The organism is Shewanella sp. SG44-6 (assembly GCF_014164185.1).
Lineage (GTDB): Bacteria > Pseudomonadota > Gammaproteobacteria > Enterobacterales > Shewanellaceae > Shewanella > Shewanella vesiculosa.
The window spans coordinates 1-18,643 of the sequence record NZ_JACJER010000021.1 but is presented as its reverse complement, the minus strand read 5'-3'; the positions used below and the strand labels follow the sequence as shown (position 1 = coordinate 18,643).

Sequence of the window (18,643 nt, the reverse complement as noted above, 5' to 3'; positions counted from 1 at the left end):
GTATTTCTCACGAAAACATGTGACGACAAGATGATGGTTTGAACTAAAATATGGCACAAAACCAATAAGATACCAACAACAACCGTACTTCAGCAATCGTTAATAATAACTGTACCATCCACAACACTGTAGGTCGGTTAATTCTAGGCTGATTAATATGCTTTTGTAGTAGCAACTCAAGAATCATTTGTTATAGCAAGAACAAAAAATGACAGGACTAGGCTTAAATCAATATCAGATGAAGGGCATCAAGCAGCTAAGCAAATAACGGCGCTAATCAGAACCTTGAATAACATACCAAGCGAATAGAGGAAGCTTACACACAAGTAAGCTTCCTAAAGTGACATTACATGACGATATAGATGGGCCAACCAAGAAGACCGACTAAACCTTCCTTGTATTCAAATCGCTCTAATCGCTCAGGAGAGGCATTTTGAGCAGCCAACTCTTGATAGCTTCGAGAGAAATTTAATGTGCGTAGCAGTGCAGAGTTAAAGTTTTTACCTAAATCCAAACGGATAGCAGCTTCAAGCTCCTTAGGTAACTCAGCCAGGGCGAGCTTAGTTTGTTGCTCGATAAATTCGAGGCTAAACCACTGCGGCTGAAGTTCTACACTCGTCATACGCCGTTTAAGATCTGGGCGCACTTTTTTACCGTCGAAAAATATCCGATAAAGCACAGCTTCTGCTAAGGTACTTTCCAGATTGATATAATCCATAGGGTCAAAGGTGCCAGCAATATAAAACTGAGCTAACAATGCATTAATAGATTGCTGGCGATTATGCTCGGTTAAGGCTTCTTGATAATAAACCCAACCTTGCCACTCATCACAATCCGGTGGACTCGACACTTGATCAAGCAAGATTTTATCCACATCGCCATAAACCGATTTACCATGAAGCCTGTACTGGCTCACTTTAGTTAGCATACCCCAGCCTTTCTGAAACGACTTAACCACGCCGTCATCATTGAGCAGCAACGCAATAGCATTATCTTGATTTTGGTCCGACAACGCCATCAAACCAATACTCACAATACCAATCACATCTTGCGCCGCTTCTTCAAGCAAATGCATTTTATACTTGTTATAAAACTTATCTGCGAACTTAAGGCTCATCAAAATGGCTTTCGCTTTGATCTGTCCCAATTGCTCATTACTAAGCACATCTTCGGTTCGGCCATAAGCCAACACCCGACTCAAATAGGGACCCTGATTTTCGTCACGTAATACCAATTGCATTTGCAGAACCCTTAATCAAGAAAGCTAAACATGTCATCAACTTCAGCATACTCGTCGGTGACTTGGTTCTTTTCTTTCGCCTGAATCACTAATTCGCTGGCAAATTGGCTGATAATTAACTGCCAGTCAGAGCCAGTATTACGCAGCATGTTCTTAATCGACTTCTCGACATTAGGTGCTCTATCGCGGATCAGCGCCAGCAAACTTCGCGGATCATCAATGCTCAGACTATGAGCTTCTTCATCGGCTTGCCAATCAGAATACCCCACGGTTTCCTCATCCGCTTCATCATCAAAAGTATCGTTAATCTCATCTTCATCATCACTGCTACCACCTAAGATAAGCTCAATAAATGGGATCGATAGATAAAACAGTGCCGCTGGGTCTTCAGCCAAACATTCTAAAATAGCAGTTTGTTTTTCTTCGCTGTCCTGGATACGGATAAGGTAAGTCATAAAATCAAACGTATGATGCATTAACTCTTCAGCATTACTCTTGATTTTTTCTTCCCAGTAAAGCGGTTGCTGGCAGACGATGTCACGGATCTGTTCTGGCGACATAAGCTCAGACATGATCGATGGACACGAAATATCATGCTGACTGTTAATTTGCGTCAGCGTAACTATGTCCATTTTTTCTATAACTTCAACCAACTGATCATCAGACATTGACGACGCAATTAACTCAAATCTCTTGCTTGCCTGTTTAGGCTCAACATTCGCCAGCTCTTGTATTTCAGCGGCGGTTATTTCAATGAGACTGTTCATTCGATATCCTCATCATATTGGTCATAATAACCTTCTTCATCGCTATCATAGTCATTGTCGTCATCGTTCTCATCACGCTCATGCTCATGAAGACCATCAGAATCATCCTCATCAGCGATTTGCTTGGGCGCAGACTCTCCCTGCGTCTCCAACAAATACACCACAGCACAACTTTCAATGAGCAGATCTTCGCTGTATTTACGTACCGCAAGTGCTAGAGGTAGATCTGCATTGTTAAATGCAATCGTGGTTTTAAACTCATCCCAACTAGGATGAATATTCAAGCTAATCCAATGTGCCCATTGACGCTTTGATTCAGGAGAGAACTTGACTCTATCATAAAGCGCTACCGGTAAATATTCAGGGACAGAATCGAGCATCCCAGGATCGGCCAACAATATCGCTCTGATTTGGCTGGTAAACTTTGCTAGTGCATTGGGCGTATCAGGATCGTTATAAGATTCGATATTGTCATGGGCATTATTTTTTAGCTCATTAATGCGTGAAATATTAAGATGTTTAGCCATGGGATACTCAGGAATAATATTCGTCCCACAACTCCCGCATTGCGGCAGTGGGATCAGTGACAATTACGTTGTTAAAATCATTGATAAACGCATTTCGCTGCTTTTTATCTGATAACACTTCGTAAGCTTTTTTGACTCGTTGGAGCTGAACCGATGCTTGTTGTTTCTCATCATCAGACGCCCCAAGTAACTTGTCAGGATGGTACTTGTTCGATAAACGTTTATAGGCTTTTTTTATGTCATCTTCTTTGGCATTGGGTCTAACGCCCAGTACACTAAAGTGGTTAATCATAGTTATTCCTGCAGGCGATGTGGCAGTGATTGCGAGATAAAAAAGTCTGTGAATAGATAATTTTTTAGCCCGCTATTATATCAACATTCACAGGCTAGCAGCAAACATAAACCACAGTTAACTGCTAATCATTTAAAGCGCCAATAACCTATCAAAAATACTGTTGTCTTAAGTGGGGTTGATGTTTGCTGCCGTTAGGATGTCACCAGCCAAGCTTAATCAAGTGTGATGCATCATATTCACCGCCGTAGATTGACTAGCATGGCGCTCAAATGGTAAACAAAGGCAGAAATTAGCCCGTATTAATCAAACTCACAAACTCGTTCATTGCTGGCGACACACTGTATTTACGGGTAATAAACACTGTGTTACCTGATTGAATATGTTGCAATGGCCGATAATGTAAATTAAATAATTTTTCAGCCGATTTGGCAATACCACTACTGACAATGGCATAACCAATATCGTGCTTTACCGCACTGACTAAATGAAATAGCGAATCAGTTTCTAACACCACATTAAAACGTAACTGAGATTGTGCCAGCGCATTATCAATATATTGCCTAAACTGCATATTTTGGCTTAACAATACCAATGGCCTTTGCTGCAAGTCCTTAAGGGCTAATGCCCCATCGCTCTGTGGGGTATCAAGTTGCGACACTAATGTTTGACTTGCTAGCACGGCCATATCGTTATCTATTTGAGGATAAAAATAAAATGTACGCCGATTCGCTTCAGTAAGATTGTCATCAAACCCCAAACCTATGTCGATTTGATGTAAGGTCAGTTGCTCGATGAGCTTTTCATTAGTGGTCACCAACAAGGTAATCGTAATATTAGGATGCAGCTCATTGAATTGTTTAATGATCGGCATAATATCCACACTCGACTGCGGCACAATACCAATCCGAAGAGAACCAATTAACGGCCCACTAAATACACTGAGTTCTTGCTTTAACGCCACTTGATCCAAGAGCATTTTTTCAGCATAGCGCAACACAATCTGCCCAGCATCGGTTAACGCGACAAACTGACTGCCACGCACCACCAGCTCAGTACCAAAACTTTTTTCTAAAGCCGTGATACTGGCCGATAAGGTAGGCTGAGTAATATGGCAAGCCTTGGCTGCTTTAGCAAAATGCTTAAACTTTGCTAGCTCATAAAAATAATGTAACTGTCTAAGATTCATCCCTCGCCCTTAATACTAGCTATCAATTTCAACATATTAATAGATAAAAACTATCACCGCATAAATTTATTTGATTGGCTTTGTGCATTAGCGGTCACTAAACTGTGATTAAGATCCCGTTTTGAGTCTACGCCCATGAATGCTGCATACAAATGGTTACCCCCCATAGAACATCTGGTAGAGGAAGCGGCGGCTGCCATTAGCATTAACGGCATTAACTATGCTGTGATGATGGTAACGCCAGATAACATTGAAGACTTTGCCATTGGTTTTTTGTTTTCAGAAGCGATTATTCAACACGATCATGACGTGCATGATATTCAAATAACGCCATCTGATAACGGCTTTATTATTGAAGTAACCATTTCTAATCGTTGTCTATATGCCTTAAACAGTAAAAAACGTCGACTCGTTGGGGCTACCGGTTGCGGGATTTGCGGGGTTGAAGCAATAGAACATGCACTGCCACAATTATCCATATTGCCCATCACCCGTCCCATTGACATTACTGATGTTGAAAGCCTGAAACAGCGCATAACTGACAGCCAAATAAAAGCGCAGCAAAGTGGCGCAATACACGCTGCCCTGGGCTTAACCGCACAAGGCGATATTGTTGCCTGTCGTGAAGACATCGGCCGCCATAATGCCCTCGATAAACTTATCGGCATGTTATTAAGGCAAACAACTACGACTCAAGAAACATCATGTAATACCTTATTAATTACCAGTCGTTGCAGTAGTGAGTTAATCCATAAAGCGGTTCTTTTTGGCGCTAATAACCTTATTAGTCTTGCCTCGCCCAGCCAACTCGCAGTCAAACTGGCACTACAATATAACCTTAATATTATTCACATCCCCAAGTATTCAGCGCCTATTTATTATTCAAATTACGATGCTCATTTCGATGTTAACCGTTTATCGCTGAGCTCTATCGGAGAAATCAATGTCTAGTCATTATCAAAAACCAACCAAAGCCGGTGGCTTTCCTTCACTGCAAGCGACGTTTACTCATGTACTGCGTAGCCAACAGACCAAGCAAAATCTCAAAAACTTACTTCGCGTTAACCAAACCGATGGTTTTGATTGCCCAGGTTGTGCATGGGGTGATAACAAACAAGGTGCATTTCAGTTTTGCGAAAATGGTGCTAAAGCAGTGGCATGGGAGTCGACCGGTAAAGGAGTTGGACGCGAGTTTTTCAGCCAATATTCAGTGCGCCAACTGGCAAAACAAACGGACTATTGGTTAGAGTATCAGGGCCGTTTAACCGAACCGATGCGCTTTAATGCTGTCACAGATCACTATGAACCGGTTACCTGGTCTGAAGCTTTTTCGATCATCGCCACCAAGCTCAACAGCTTAAGTCGCCCTGATCAAGTTGAGTTTTACACTTCTGGCCGCGCCAGTAACGAAGCCTCTTATCTTTACCAATTATTTGGGCGGCTGTATGGCACCAATAATTTTCCCGATTGCTCTAATATGTGCCATGAAGCCAGCGGGGTTGCACTAACTAAATCAATCGGCATTGGTAAAGGTACCGTGGTACTTGAAGACTTTGACGCCGCGGAAGCCATTTTTGTGTTTGGCCAAAACCCTGGTACCAACCACCCCAGAATGATGAATACTCTGCGTAAGGCTGCCAAGCAAGGCTGTAAAATTGTGACCTTTAATAATCTTAAAGAAGTCGCCTTAGAAAAATTCGCCAGTCCACAAAATCCCATAGAATTGCTCACTCCAGCAGCCACCACCATTAGTCACTTGTATTTAACCCCTAAGTTGGGCGGCGATATGGCAGCAGCACGCGGTATGGCTAAATTTATTATTGAACAACGTCCAGACAAAATTGACCATGACTTTATTCAACAGCACAGTGCGTTTTTTGAAGACTATCAACACAAAGTTAAGCACACGAGCTGGGATAAAATTGAACAACAATCTGGGCTAACAAAAGCACAGATTATTCAAGCGGCCACGCTGTTCAGTAACAGTAAAACCGTGATCAGCTGCTGGGCCATGGGGTTAACTCAGCACAAGCATTCGGTCGACATCATAAGTGAAGTAATTAACCTGCACCTTCTGTGTGGTCAAATAGGTAAAAAAGGCGCTGGATTATGCCCTGTCCGTGGCCACAGTAATGTGCAAGGTAACCGCACTATGGGCATTAATGAAAAGCCATCTGCCGATTTTATCGATAAATTGGATAATTACTTTGCTACCACCTTACCGCGCCTAGCGGGCCACAATGTGGTTGAAGCACTGAAAGCGCTGCACAGTAAACAGAGTAAAGTGCTAATATGCTTAGGCGGTAATCTTGCAGCGGCGGCACCTGATACCGACTTTACTTACCAAGCAATGCGCAATGCTGAACTCAATGTGCAAATTAGCACCAAACTTAATCGCAGCCACTTACAAGTGACTCACGATGCATTAATTTTACCTTGCCTAGGTCGCACCGAATTAGACCAGCAAGTTAGCGGTATTCAAAAAATCACCGTTGAAGACACCTTCAGCATGGTTCATGCGTCAACAGGTATGACCGACCCCGTCTCAGAACAGTGTTTATCTGAAATCGATATTGTCGCCCAAATGGCTCATGCTACCTTCAGTCATCTCAATCACAGCCATACTAATCAAAGTCATGCAGGCAATAAGCTCAACTGGCTAGCTCTGCGCGACGACTATAGCCTTATCCGCAATCTTATTGAAAACACGATTACTGGATTTAGCGATTTTAATCAACGAATCGAACAACCAGCCGGATTTTATCTCGGCAATAGCGCAGCTGTGCTGGTTTGGAATACCAGTAATCAATTAGCTCAATTTAATCCGAGTGAGTTGCCCGATTCTGTCATCGCAGATTGTTCAAGCAACGCTCAAACAACTCAGTCATCCGCCGAACAACACCCTATTTTGTTACTGCAAAGTCTGCGGTCTCACGACCAGTACAACACCACGATTTACGGCATGGACGATCGATATCGCGGTATTAAAGGCAAGCGGAATGTATTGTTCATGAACCAACAAGATGCCGTTCAGCTTAATCTCGTTGAAGACCAACTTATTGATATACAGTCTATCGCCAACGACAACATCGTTCGCAAAGTATCAGGCTTCAGTGTGGTTTTTTATGATATCCCGCGCGGTAACATTGCCGCCTATTACCCTGAAACAAATCCGCTAGTCTCCATTAACAGTGTCGGAGTCGGTTCATCTACCCCAACATCAAAATCGATCCCGGTGATCATTACGCCATCAAGTAAACAAGTGATTAATGTGGCACTAGTATAAGAGTGTCGACAGACACTCTTTCACAAAAAATCTATGACTAAGCGTAAATAATACCAATGCCATTTGTGTAAACACTGGCATTGGTATTAGCGGTCATATTAGGGGGCATATTAAGAGTCCATGTTAGCGAGTTATAATGCGCCAGCTTACAAAGAGTGATGATTTGTCAGTAAACACCTTAACCACAGTGGTCAGTAAATCAATTAACCTTAGCTTGGGTTAAATAGCCGCACGACGAATTACAGTAAAGCTTGAAACCTACTCAATCACGCCATCTTTACACTTCTTTAATTGAATAATTAAATGAGATTAATTATCATTCCCTAGATTGTGGTTTGATGATTAAATTGAAAACACAATAAAAATCAGCTGGTTTATAACCAGCTGCAATTCGACAGTGTGTAATAGAGTAAACAAAATGAGCATGGTTTCGGCGTTAAAATGGTTTCATAACTGGGTAGGTTTTTTCATTAGTATCACAATGCTAATTGTATTAACGACAGGCGTTTATTTAGGGAGCGTTGATTTACTTAAACGCACAGACAACAAAGGTCAGGCATTTGTGCCGCTCACCCTTGAACAAAAAGCCGATACGGTAAGCCGTTTATTCGAGCGCTACCCTAGCATGAGTACTATTCGTTTTCCGACCGAGCATACCCCATATATTCAAGCTAGTACTCGGGGTAAAGCGATAGCCCTAGACAATCAACTCAATGAACTCAGCAGTAGCTCTTCATTTGACTTACCTTTCTATGAAACGGCTTTCTGGTTACATCGTAATTTTCTGATCGATAATGGCGGCAAATACATCAATGCTTGGGCTTCGCTGGCTGGCGGTATTGTCACCTTAATTGGTATTTATCTGTGGTGGCGAGTTCGTAAGGGATTTCGACTAAAGCAGAGCTTGCCTAAAAATACTCGCTCAAGCAGTTTGCTTAAAAGCCATATTCAATTAGGACTGTTTATTTCAGTACCGTTATTTATATTGTGTGTCAGTGGTTTTTTAATTACTTATAACAGTTTATGGACTGGTGCTCTCAAACCAAAAGCCGCACTAGAGCAAGTTGCTTATCCTGTTAGCCAAGCAAACGATTGGTTAAGTCAGCTCACTAGCGCACAGCAAATTTGGCCTGAGGCAGAACTGATCTCTGTGAGTAAGCCTCGCTCAACACCGAATAAAGGCCCACAGCCTGATAGCGACACGCCACAACAGCTGATATATAGCATCCAATTTGATCAACATCAGGGTGTTTGGTTACGAGAAGCCGACCGTATCAGCATCAATTACCAACAAGGCACAATTGAATCGGTACTCAAACACAGTGACAGATCATTTGCAGGTAAAGTGGCTAGCTTTGTTAGACCATTACATGATGGGCTTAATATGCCTGCCAGTTATGTCATGCTGATCACCTTGGTATCGCTTATTGGCACCTTGATTCTTTCATTCAGTGTGGTGACCTTTTCCCGCCGTACTTTTAGTCGTAAAAAAGCCAGTTAACGAACTGCCCACAGTGTTGCGCTTCATTTCCCTCATATATCGACGGCAATGTAGCGCAGCATGAAATAAAACCGTTAGTTAAACGCCATATAAGGTCACCACCACCGCACCACCTAAGCCAACATTGTGTTGTAGGGCAAATTTGGCATTATCCACTTGCCTATTTCCGGCTTGGCCGCGTAAATGCCACGTTAATTCAGTACATTGTGCTAGCCCAGTCGCACCAATAGGGTGCCCCTTAGACATCAAGCCCCCAGACGGACCAATAACGTATTGGCCACCATAGGTATTGTCACCGTTGGCAATCAATTCTGCAGCGCCGCCTTCAGCACATAAACCTAATGCTTCGTACGTGATCACTTCATTAGGGGTAAAACAGTCATGTAACTCAATCACATCGATATCAGCAGGACCAATACCGGCCTGGTGGTAAACCTGCTCAGCTGCCCGTTGTGTCATGCCTTTACCAACGGCATACATTGGATCTTGCCACGACAGCTCAGTATCCGTCGCCATTGCCTGCGCAATAATATTTACCTTGGATGTAATCCCGTGTTTGCGAGCAAATTGCTCGCTGCACACTATGGTTGCAGCAGCACCGCAGGTTGGTGGACATGCCATAAGCCGAGTTAAGTAACTATCATAGATAACTTTATCATCAAGCACTTGCTGGTAAGTTAATGGCGTTGAAAACATAGAGTACGGATTCTGTAATGCATGACGCCGCGACTTTTCAGCTACCTTAGCAAAAATATCAGCACCTACATGATACTGGTCCATATAGTGACGCCCGGCAGCACCAAAGGCGCGAAGTGCGATTGGGCCTTGTGGGGCATTGAATTGTTGTAACACGGGGTCAAGGCGCTCGAACGGACTTTCTCTGTCTGTCCAGTGAGAGCCCAATGCTCCAGGTTGCATTTCTTCAAAGCCAAATGCTAATGCGCAATCCACTTGGCCTGACAATACCGCCTGGCGCGCTAAAAATAACGCTGTCGAACCACTAGAGCAATTATTGTTGACGTTAATGATCGCAATACCGCTTTGAATGACATCGTAAAATGCATGCTGAGCGCAGGTACTATCGCCATAAATATATGCACCATAAGCCTGCTCGATCAATTTAGCATCAAGGTTAGCATCGGTTAATGCTAACCTAATCGCTTTAGCCGCCATAACTCGGTACGGTTGATGATGGCCCGGTTTGCAAAAGGGGATCATCCCCACGCCTGCCACTCTTACTGCTGTCATATTACTCCCGCCATTTTAGTTATTATTGGGCATGCTAGTGACTTGTTAGTACTGATAAAGCATTAAGATTTCTAACGATTGGAATTAAGAACCTAACATTAAGAACTAGAAACCAAAAGCGTAAACTCGAACAGTCATAAAACGTCTGATTGTCGACTGATTACTTAAACGATTTATCTTAAACAATATTGTTAACATAAAGTTAATCGGCTGATTGTGCAACGCACCAAATCCAAGCGACAATGCACCAAACTAAAGCATTAACAGCATAATTATCAGTCATACGTGTTACTTTTCAGCATTCACCTGCCCAAAAATTGCACTCATATTGAACATTTTATAGATTATTTAAGCAATATTTTCATACGTTTGCACCACGAGAGTTCAACTAAATGATAGGTGGCCTGTGATTTAGGAATGATTTTTGCTCTATAAACGCATGAATTTCAATAGAGAATTGTTTTGTGGAAACTAAAATGAATAATATTAGTGATGCTATTGGCGTAATTGCACAAAGCGCGGACACCTTGTTTATCTTACTTGGTGCAATTATGGTGTTAGCCATGCACGCTGGCTTTGCATTTTTAGAAATGGGTACTGTAAGACACAAAAACCAAGTTAATGCCTTGGTAAAAATTTTAACCGACTTTGCTTTTTCAGCCCTCGCTTATTTTGTTATTGGCTATCAAATTGCTTACGGTAACCACTTCTTTGTCAGCGCAGAAGCATTAAGCACAGATAACGGTTATCAACTGGTTAAATTCTTCTTCTTATTAACCTTTGCAGCAGCCATTCCAGCAATTGTATCTGGGGGGATTGCTGAACGCGGGAGCTTTCGGCCTTTCTTACTGGCTTCAGCATTGATTGTTGCCTTTGTGTACCCCCTGTTTGAAGGGATTATATGGAACGGTAACTTTGGTTTTCAGGCCTGGTTAGACAGCCAATTTGGTGCTCAATTTCATGATTTTGCTGGCTCTGTCGTCGTCCATGCCATGGGCGGATGGTTAGCACTAGTCGCTATTTATTTGCTTGGCGCCCGCCGCGGCCGTAAACCCGGCATTGCCTTTGCGCCATCGAACATTCCGTTTCTAGCCTTAGGTTCATGGGTGCTGATTGTCGGCTGGTTTGGTTTTAACGTCATGTCAGCACAGACGCTTGGCGGGATCAGCGGTTTAGTGGCAGTAAACAGTTTAATGGCCATGGTGGGTGGCACTATTGTGGCGCTTATTGTTGGCAAAAATGACCCTGGTTTTATTCATAACGGACCACTAGCAGGCTTAGTGGCTGTTTGTGCAGGTTCTGATTTAATGCATCCGGTTGGCGCATTTGTGGTTGGCGGTGTGGCTGGCGGGTTATTTGTATTGGTGTACACCAAATTACAACGCAGCAGTAAAATCGATGATGTTTTAGGTGTATGGCCTTTACATGGTTTATGCGGTGTCTGGGGGGGAATTGCTGCAGGCATTTTTGGTCAGCAAGCCTTAGGTGGCCTTGGCGGAGTGAGCTTTACTTCGCAACTTGTTGGCACTATTGCCGGGGTCGTTGTCGCATTAGTTGGCGGTATTATCGTCTATGGCTTAGTGAATAAACTATCGAGTTTACGCTTGAGTCAAGAAGATGAATTTATTGGTGCAGACTTAGCCATTCATAAAATTGGCTCAACCAATTCAGATAAGTAATTATCCTAAGTAGTAAATCGTAAAAAGGGGGCAGAAATGAATTTCTGCCCCCTTTTTAAAATAAAATAGAGTCAACAATCAGTGCTTCGATTTAACCCCATTTTTAACTATGTCTTGACCGTTTTCGAAGACCTCAGGTGTCACCCAGCGACCGAGTAATAGCTTGTGGTTATCACCAAATACCGCAACAAAATGACGACCATCGGCATTACTGGTTGCCATACCGACACCGGCAACGCCTTCTAAACCTAAACCGCCCTTTTCCACCGACAGTAAAAAGCGTTCTAATTCAGCTAAATTGTCGATCACATCATTTTCAATATTCATTTATTACCCAATTGGCTTAACTCGTTTACCACATATTTTAGCGCATTGAGAATAAATAAGGTACAGCCGATGCCCTGAGCATCGGCGTTCGATATACCTTCCAGGATAATATGAATATTAAAAAACTATGCTTAAATCAATTAACTCAGCATCATCGTCATAGGAATCAAAGTTAACCGACATTAATATTGTCCCTTTAGTGATCATGACATTATCAAAGTTATCTTCGGCATCAGGATAACGCGCCAAGAAGGCCGTCTTGGTGGTAGGGATTTGATAAGTCGCTAATACTTTTTTAAACTCATTGATGTCTTGCGGTTCAAACATTGACTCAGTCACCTTAAGACTATTGATCGTACCTTGCTCATTAAACCCAAGTAACACGTTGCTGTTTACTATTGCCTTAGGTCCATTTTCATTAAGCTGAATTTGATTCACCAGCTGCTGCGGCTGCAAGGTATAAGTCTGCTTATGATCCAGTGCGATAATCTTTGCAATATCAATATTATCAAAATTGGCAAAGTTCACTTGAGGCTTATGACTGGCATCGACTAAGGGCATAATGGCAAAGCGGTTAAGTCTAGACACTGCGGCTTTAGTTATACTTTCATTATAATCTTCAAACTGTAATATCAGCTGACTGTTTTTACCCGTAACGCGGTAATCACCATTATGTTTATTGAGTAATAAATATTTCGCTACGGTTTCCTGTTTATCGCCAGGATGGATTTTACCTTCAATAATCCAATCATCATTGTCATAATTCTCACTTAATGCAATTTGATTTTTGCCATGATTATTTACTAGCCCTGGGTCTTGTGAAATCATTACGACATAAGCGTTTTTCACAAAAAACCATAAGTTACGACCATAACCATAAGCGATTGTCCCATCACTGAGTTGCAACTGAATGCTGTGCGGCCCTAACGCACTTTGCAAACCGTCAACGCTATCACCTATGTGCACCCCATAAGCGCTATCAATGGTAATGGCGGCATCGGGTGCACTGTGTTTTTGTGCCTGTGTGAATAAACTGCCATCTTCAGGTAAAGCAAGCTTCACTACGGTTTCAGTAAATGAAACGGCCTTGCCTTTACTGTTATAGGGGGTTGAATTAGCGGTGAGTTGTTTATCATCACACAATTTAAGGTGTTCAACAGTAGATGACACATGAATTTGCTTTATGTTGGAATTTACTTTGCCACTGCTATCTTGAAGATTAATGCTTCTATCAACCCCAGTAACATTGAGCCGTTGGATAATCACGGCATCAGCATTGTCGATTTGAGCTTGGCGCTGAATATCCACCAATGCCCGCTGTAAATACATCTCTCTATGTGCCATTACACCGGACGTAGAAGAAGTCGCCAATGCAGGATCAATATCATAAATGATTTTATTACTCGCAGTGTTAATAACCTGAGGCACGCATTGAGGATAAAAATCTAAAATAGGTGGTAATGGGTTATCTGCTAATGCAGGGCTGCAAATAATACATCCAATCAATAAAAGTGACAGTTTCATTTATCGTCCTTGTTTGTTAGTAAATAACATCATGTTATTACACACATTCATATTTTGATTATTCACTAACCTAAAGTTAAATAGCCTAACTGTAAACTCATTTATCGATCGTGTTGAGCTTCGGTTATTCTCAGCACTTAAATAGTCATCATCAACAAGTCTTGGTCCCCATCGACAAGCTTGAAGACAAGGCTCTAACTCGAGCCATGACAACAGACAGCGATTTACATCAGCAATAAAAATAAGGTAACTGCCACAATAAAAAAGCGAACCTCGTTAGGTTCGCTTTTTCACTATCATTTATCACGGTCTAATACTTAACTAAGCACTATATACCCGCTTTAGCTTTGCGCGCTTGATGTAGCTTTTTGTAACTTTCAATCAAGCGTAAATGTGGCTCAATACCTTCTAGCTTGATGCTAGTTTTTGTAAGGCCATAAAAGCGCACTGTGCCATTAACCGAACCAACCACATTGTCCATCACTTCTTGACCAAACATGCGGTTAAAGTTACCCATAAAATGCTCAAGCTCTAAGTCGTCATCTAAGGTCACTTCAAGCACAGCATTGACAGCTTGGTAAAACAAGCCACGTTGTACTGTATTGTCGTTAAACTGCAAGAACTCACCAACTAACTCAATCGCATCTTCATGAGAACCCAATGCGAGGTAAATCAGAATTTTTAATTCAATAATGGTTAACTGGCCCCAAACCGTATTCTCATCAAACACAATACCGATTAAAGTACGGATATCGGTCTGATTATCTAATTGACTCTCTTCTAAGCGATTTACTAACTTAGATAACGCTTTAGTGCTTAGTGAGTGCAGGTTCAAGATGTCTTTACGGTAATGAAGCGCTTTATTGGTGTTGTCCCAAATCAAATCATCAACAGGGTACACTTCTGAATATTCAGGCACTAAAATGCGGCAAGCTGATGCACCTAAATCAGTAAATTCAGCAATATACACTTCTTTACCCATGGCTTTTAAAATACCAAATAAGCCTGCGGCTTCTTCTTCACTGGTGCCGCTAAAGTCCCACTCACAGAACTCATAGTCAAACTTACTACTGAAGAAGCGCCAAGAGATAACCCCTGTTGAGTCAATAAAGTGCTCAACAAAGTTTTCAGGCTCGGTGACGGCCATACTATTGAATGTCGGCTTTGGCACATCATTTAAGCCTTCAAAACTGCGGCCTTGTAATAGTTCAGTTAAACTACGCTCCAACGCCACTTCAAAGCTTGGATGCGCACCAAACGAGGCAAATACACCGCCGGTTCTAGGGTTCATTAAAGTAACGCACATCACTGGGAACTGACCACCTAACGAAGCATCTTTCACCACGACAGGGAAACCCTGTTCTTCAAGGCCTTTAATACCCGCTAATATGCTAGGGAATTTCTCAAGTACTGTCATAGGAACATCTGGCAGTACAATTTCTTGCTCAATGATTTGACGTTTTACAGCACGCTCAAAAATTTCAGATAAACACTGTACATGCGCTTCTTGCAGATTATTACCCGCGCTCATGCCGTTACTTAGAAATAAGTTTTCAATTAAGTTAGACGGAAAATATACCGTTTCACCATCAGATTGACGGGTATATGGAATCGCGCAAATACCTCGGTCAGTATTACCTGAGTTGGTATCAATTAGGTGCGAGCCACATAACTCTTCATCTGGATTGTAAATATCTAAGCAATATTCATCTAACAAACCTGATGGAAGTGCATCATCCTCTTCCAGTGCAAACCATTTTTCATTGGGATAATGCACAAACTCGCTATTGGCGATCTCTTCACCAAAGAACTGATCATTATAAAAAAAGTTATTATTAAGACGCTCAATAAACTCACCTAAAGCCGAGCATAGTGCGCTTTCTTTTGTGGCGCCTTTACCATTAGTAAAACACATAGGTGAGGCGGCATCACGAATGTGTAACGACCATACGTTAGGCACTATGTTGCGCCATGAAGATATTTCGATCTTCATGCCCAAATCAGCCAATAAACGGGTCATGTTTTGAATGGTTTGCTCGAGTGGCAAGTCTTTGCCCAAAATAAAGGTACTCGTGTCGCCAGCCGGTTGTCCCATCAGCATGGCATTGGCGTCAGCATCAAGGTTTTCAACGGTTTCAATTTTAAATTCTGGGCCAGTTTGAACCACTTTTTTAACAGTACAACGATCGATTGAACGTAAAATACCTTGACGATCTTTGTCAGAAATATCGTCTGGTAACTCAACCTGAATTTGAAAAATTTGGTTGTAGCGATCTTCTGGGTCAACGATATTGTTTTGCGAAAGCTTGATATTTTCAGTAGAAATATCACGGGCTTTACAATAAACCTTAATAAAGTAGGCAGCACAAAGCGCTGACGAAGCTAAGAAATAATCAAAAGGACTTGGAGCTGAGCCATCACCTTTATAACGAATAGGTTGGTCTGCCGTAACGGTAAAGTCGTCAAATTTGGCTTCGAGTTTCAAATTGTCGAGAAAGTTTACTTTGATTTCCATTGAATATGTCCACAGTCTTACGCGGCCAAACGGCCTACTAATCTAATTGAGGTGAATTATCGGTGTTTTTGACCCAATAGTCTTGGGTTAATTAACCAAAAGTTGGCAAGATACTGATTTGTTGAGGTGAAAAAACACACAAAAGACATGGATGAAGCTGATTACATTGAATAACCGTGTGACAAAAATAACGTCTCTATCACACGGGATGATGCAAGATTAATGACATTACAATGTCGTCAAGCACACTCAATTTAATCTGAGTTGGATTAAGAGTCTTCAGGTAAGCCTACGTGCATATGTCCAGATTTATAATCTATGGTCAACACAAAGTGCTTAAGAATATCAAAGCCAAGAAGACCTTTAATATTTTTACCTTTAATATGGGATATACTGTTGCGATCATCTTGCCCTGTAATCACCTCAATCTGCCCTTCGCTTGGCACGCTCGTTTGCACATTTTCAATCGTAAAAGGACCGAACTTAACTTTTGGCAATCGGAAACTCTCCGTTGTGCCTGCATTATTGACACCAAATGAGTTTGTGGCTTGCGCACCGTAATGCGTTAACCAATCAGAGTCGGTGGCAAGAGTGCGTTTTAAAAACAAGCCACCACTATTACCAGTATCGAGGATCAACCAAGCATTCTTTTCCCCATTAAGCTCGACTCTCACAATCGGTTGACCAGTGCCACGATCCATTTGCATGTCAATGTTTTCAAGTTTGGCTAAATCAATGGAATCTCTTCCAAATAATCTCAAACGGCTATTGGGGTAATCTATCTGGAAAATAAATTTCTCCAGTAGACCTGCGCCTAATAAAAGCTCCACATCATAGTGACCTAAACGCAAACCAGCCAATTGATCAAGTTCAATATTGGCACCAAACAAGTTTGCCGTGACATTGTTATAAAGTTGAGAGGATTCAGTACTATAAATGCCTTTGACATCGATTTTACTGCCTTTATCAAACTCAAGATTATATTTATTGATAAAGCTTAAATTAATCGCATTGAGCTGAGAACCACTGTCTAAAATGGCCCGACCTTCAATACCATTAATGGTCACAGGAAGATTAATATGGCCATTAATAATGTCAAAATTAACCCAATTGGTTACCGCGAAAGTCGGAAATGAAATAAGTAGAGCAGAAAAAAATGCTAGCAGTTTAACTCGAATTGATTGCATCTATTATCCTTAATATGTATGCCTAAAAAACGTTGTTATATTAACAGCTAACAGTAAAAAATAATAAAAACTTTACTTATAAATGGCCGATAAATTCATCATCAGCTATATGACTCTACATAACCTCAACTCGCAATAACAAAGATTGCCTCACGCTCGACACAAGAAGTCAGTGACCAGGAGATAATGTACAGCATGGGATAACAGTGGATAAAACAATCGGGGAGATAGGTTGAAATTTGGTTAACGCAGGGTACAGTTAATAAAAATGATAAAATTTAGACATAAAAAAACGCAAACAGTCGTTAAACCGTTTGCGTTATCTTTATAACGTCGAGTTACACAGCTACTACGTTAGCAGCTTGTGGGCCTTTTTGGCCTTGCTCAACATCAAAAGAAACTTTTTGGCCTTCAGCTAAAGTTTTGAAACCTTCTGAAGTGATTGAACGGAAATGAACGAACACGTCAGCGCCGCCGTTATCAGGAGTGATAAAACCAAAACCTTTATCTTCGTTAAACCATTTTACTAAACCAGTTGTTTTATTAGACATTTTGTTGTCCCTTATATATTTAAAATTAATCAATCTGTCGCGATAATGCGATGCGCTCGAGCTTGAATTATTGAATGTCACGATGAAGCTAAGGGAAACACAGAGGATAACAACGATAACGAAGAGATTCTAAGGCTTTTCTTTTACTTAATGTTCATTAATAACTCTGAATGTCAGAGCAGACTGTATAATACATCAATATCTAAGCTTGTAAAGGTCTTAATTGAGTAAATTTCATCAACACAGACAAACCACTTAATTAGCATCATCAAAAGCACTCATTCACGATAAACCGTATTGCCCCAGCAAACCTGATATTCAGCATTAACCTTAGGCTAGTCTTAATCGCTAACAAAAAACCACATAAAATCACTTCTACTATTTTAATAAGAACTTAATACAATCCGATCGTGTTAATGGTTCCACTATCCGACTTGTAGTGATCGTTGTCGTTGTCGTTGTCGTTGTCGATCATGTTGATAGTCACACTTGGGCACTACCGTGCAAACCTGTACTTTAAACAGCGAAATCAACATATCCAATTAACGACTTCGATTTGCTCAGTTATAGAAAAGTAACCATATTATAAAATACTCAGCAGCAAATCATACAAGTGACGACAACACACCAACAACATCATCGTAACATTATGTTTTTAATATGAAAAAATTACAATTCAATCAGAAAAATATACCGTTACGCACTATTTCCGCCTCGTTTAACAGATAAAATTTAAGCAACTTTATTTATTGCATAGCCAGTTTCACTTCATTTACTAAAAAAATCCCAAAGCATAACCATATGATATTC

Annotated in this window: 15 protein-coding genes; 4 read left to right on the top strand and 11 right to left on the bottom strand. The window is 41.3% G+C overall.

Going from position 1 to position 18,643, the window contains the following annotated elements; genetic code table 11:
* Window positions 1-346: 346 nt before the first annotated feature.
* From H5185_RS05860 to H5185_RS05840, 5 genes are all read right to left on the bottom strand, one after another.
* Window positions 347-1,240, bottom strand: coding sequence for a hypothetical protein (locus H5185_RS05860; protein ID WP_182697535.1), 894 nt, complete (start codon window positions 1,238-1,240; stop codon window positions 347-349).
* An 11-nt stretch (window positions 1,241-1,251) separates the two neighbouring features.
* Entirely contained in the window at window positions 1,252-2,007 is a 756-nt protein-coding gene (locus H5185_RS05855; RefSeq protein WP_124015498.1) for a hypothetical protein, read from the bottom strand.
* Window positions 2,004-2,534, bottom strand: a complete 531-nt coding sequence (locus tag H5185_RS05850; RefSeq protein ID WP_182722656.1) for a hypothetical protein — start codon at window positions 2,532-2,534, stop codon at window positions 2,004-2,006. The genes H5185_RS05855 and H5185_RS05850 overlap by 4 nt, the downstream gene beginning before the upstream one ends.
* Before the next feature lie 7 nt (window positions 2,535-2,541).
* Window positions 2,542-2,826: a J domain-containing protein gene (locus tag H5185_RS05845; protein WP_124015496.1), complete on the bottom strand. Its 285-nt coding sequence runs from the start codon at window positions 2,824-2,826 to the stop codon at window positions 2,542-2,544.
* Between the two features lie 292 nt (window positions 2,827-3,118).
* Window positions 3,119-4,015 (bottom strand): LysR family transcriptional regulator, encoded by an 897-nt coding sequence (locus tag H5185_RS05840; RefSeq protein WP_182697537.1) that lies wholly within the window; start codon window positions 4,013-4,015, stop codon window positions 3,119-3,121.
* Between the two features lie 135 nt (window positions 4,016-4,150).
* Here H5185_RS05840 and fdhD point away from each other — a divergent pair, with 135 nt between their 5' ends.
* The 3 genes from fdhD to H5185_RS05825 all read left to right on the top strand — a co-directional run bounded on the left by fdhD (window position 4,151) and on the right by H5185_RS05825 (window position 8,802).
* Complete coding sequence (gene fdhD, locus H5185_RS05835) at window positions 4,151-4,966, top strand: formate dehydrogenase accessory sulfurtransferase FdhD (RefSeq protein ID WP_182697538.1); 816 nt, start codon at window positions 4,151-4,153, stop codon at window positions 4,964-4,966.
* Window positions 4,959-7,301: an FdhF/YdeP family oxidoreductase gene (locus tag H5185_RS05830; protein ID WP_182741578.1), complete on the top strand. Its 2,343-nt coding sequence runs from the start codon at window positions 4,959-4,961 to the stop codon at window positions 7,299-7,301. Before fdhD ends, H5185_RS05830 begins: the two co-directional genes overlap by 8 nt.
* Before the next feature lie 418 nt (window positions 7,302-7,719).
* The gene (locus H5185_RS05825; protein ID WP_182697540.1) at window positions 7,720-8,802 is read left to right on the top strand and encodes a PepSY domain-containing protein; all 1,083 of its coding nucleotides are present in this window, start codon (window positions 7,720-7,722) and stop codon (window positions 8,800-8,802) included.
* A 78-nt stretch (window positions 8,803-8,880) separates the two neighbouring features.
* Here H5185_RS05825 and H5185_RS05820 read toward each other — a convergent pair whose 3' ends face one another.
* Window positions 8,881-10,050: a lipid-transfer protein gene (locus H5185_RS05820; protein WP_182697541.1), complete on the bottom strand. Its 1,170-nt coding sequence runs from the start codon at window positions 10,048-10,050 to the stop codon at window positions 8,881-8,883.
* Between the two features lie 476 nt (window positions 10,051-10,526).
* Here H5185_RS05820 and H5185_RS05815 point away from each other — a divergent pair, with 476 nt between their 5' ends.
* Window positions 10,527-11,729, top strand: a complete 1,203-nt coding sequence (locus tag H5185_RS05815) for an ammonium transporter (protein WP_124015490.1) — start codon at window positions 10,527-10,529, stop codon at window positions 11,727-11,729.
* A 78-nt stretch (window positions 11,730-11,807) separates the two neighbouring features.
* Here H5185_RS05815 and H5185_RS05810 read toward each other — a convergent pair whose 3' ends face one another.
* From H5185_RS05810 to H5185_RS05790, 5 genes are all read right to left on the bottom strand, one after another.
* On the bottom strand, window positions 11,808-12,056 hold the full coding sequence (locus H5185_RS05810; protein ID WP_124015488.1) for a hypothetical protein: 249 nt from the start codon (window positions 12,054-12,056) through the stop codon (window positions 11,808-11,810).
* Window positions 12,057-12,173: 117 nt separating this feature from the next.
* On the bottom strand, window positions 12,174-13,580 hold the full coding sequence (locus H5185_RS05805; protein ID WP_182741577.1) for a hypothetical protein: 1,407 nt from the start codon (window positions 13,578-13,580) through the stop codon (window positions 12,174-12,176).
* A 328-nt stretch (window positions 13,581-13,908) separates the two neighbouring features.
* Window positions 13,909-16,095: an OsmC domain/YcaO domain-containing protein gene (locus H5185_RS05800; RefSeq protein ID WP_124015486.1), complete on the bottom strand. Its 2,187-nt coding sequence runs from the start codon at window positions 16,093-16,095 to the stop codon at window positions 13,909-13,911.
* A gap of 269 nt (window positions 16,096-16,364) precedes the next feature.
* A complete protein-coding gene (locus H5185_RS05795; protein WP_182697546.1) occupies window positions 16,365-17,282 on the bottom strand; it encodes a pepsin/retropepsin-like aspartic protease family protein in 918 nt (305 codons plus the stop codon).
* A 338-nt stretch (window positions 17,283-17,620) separates the two neighbouring features.
* Window positions 17,621-17,833, bottom strand: coding sequence for a cold-shock protein (locus H5185_RS05790; protein WP_011636218.1), 213 nt, complete (start codon window positions 17,831-17,833; stop codon window positions 17,621-17,623).
* Between the last annotated feature and the right edge of the window lie 810 nt (window positions 17,834-18,643).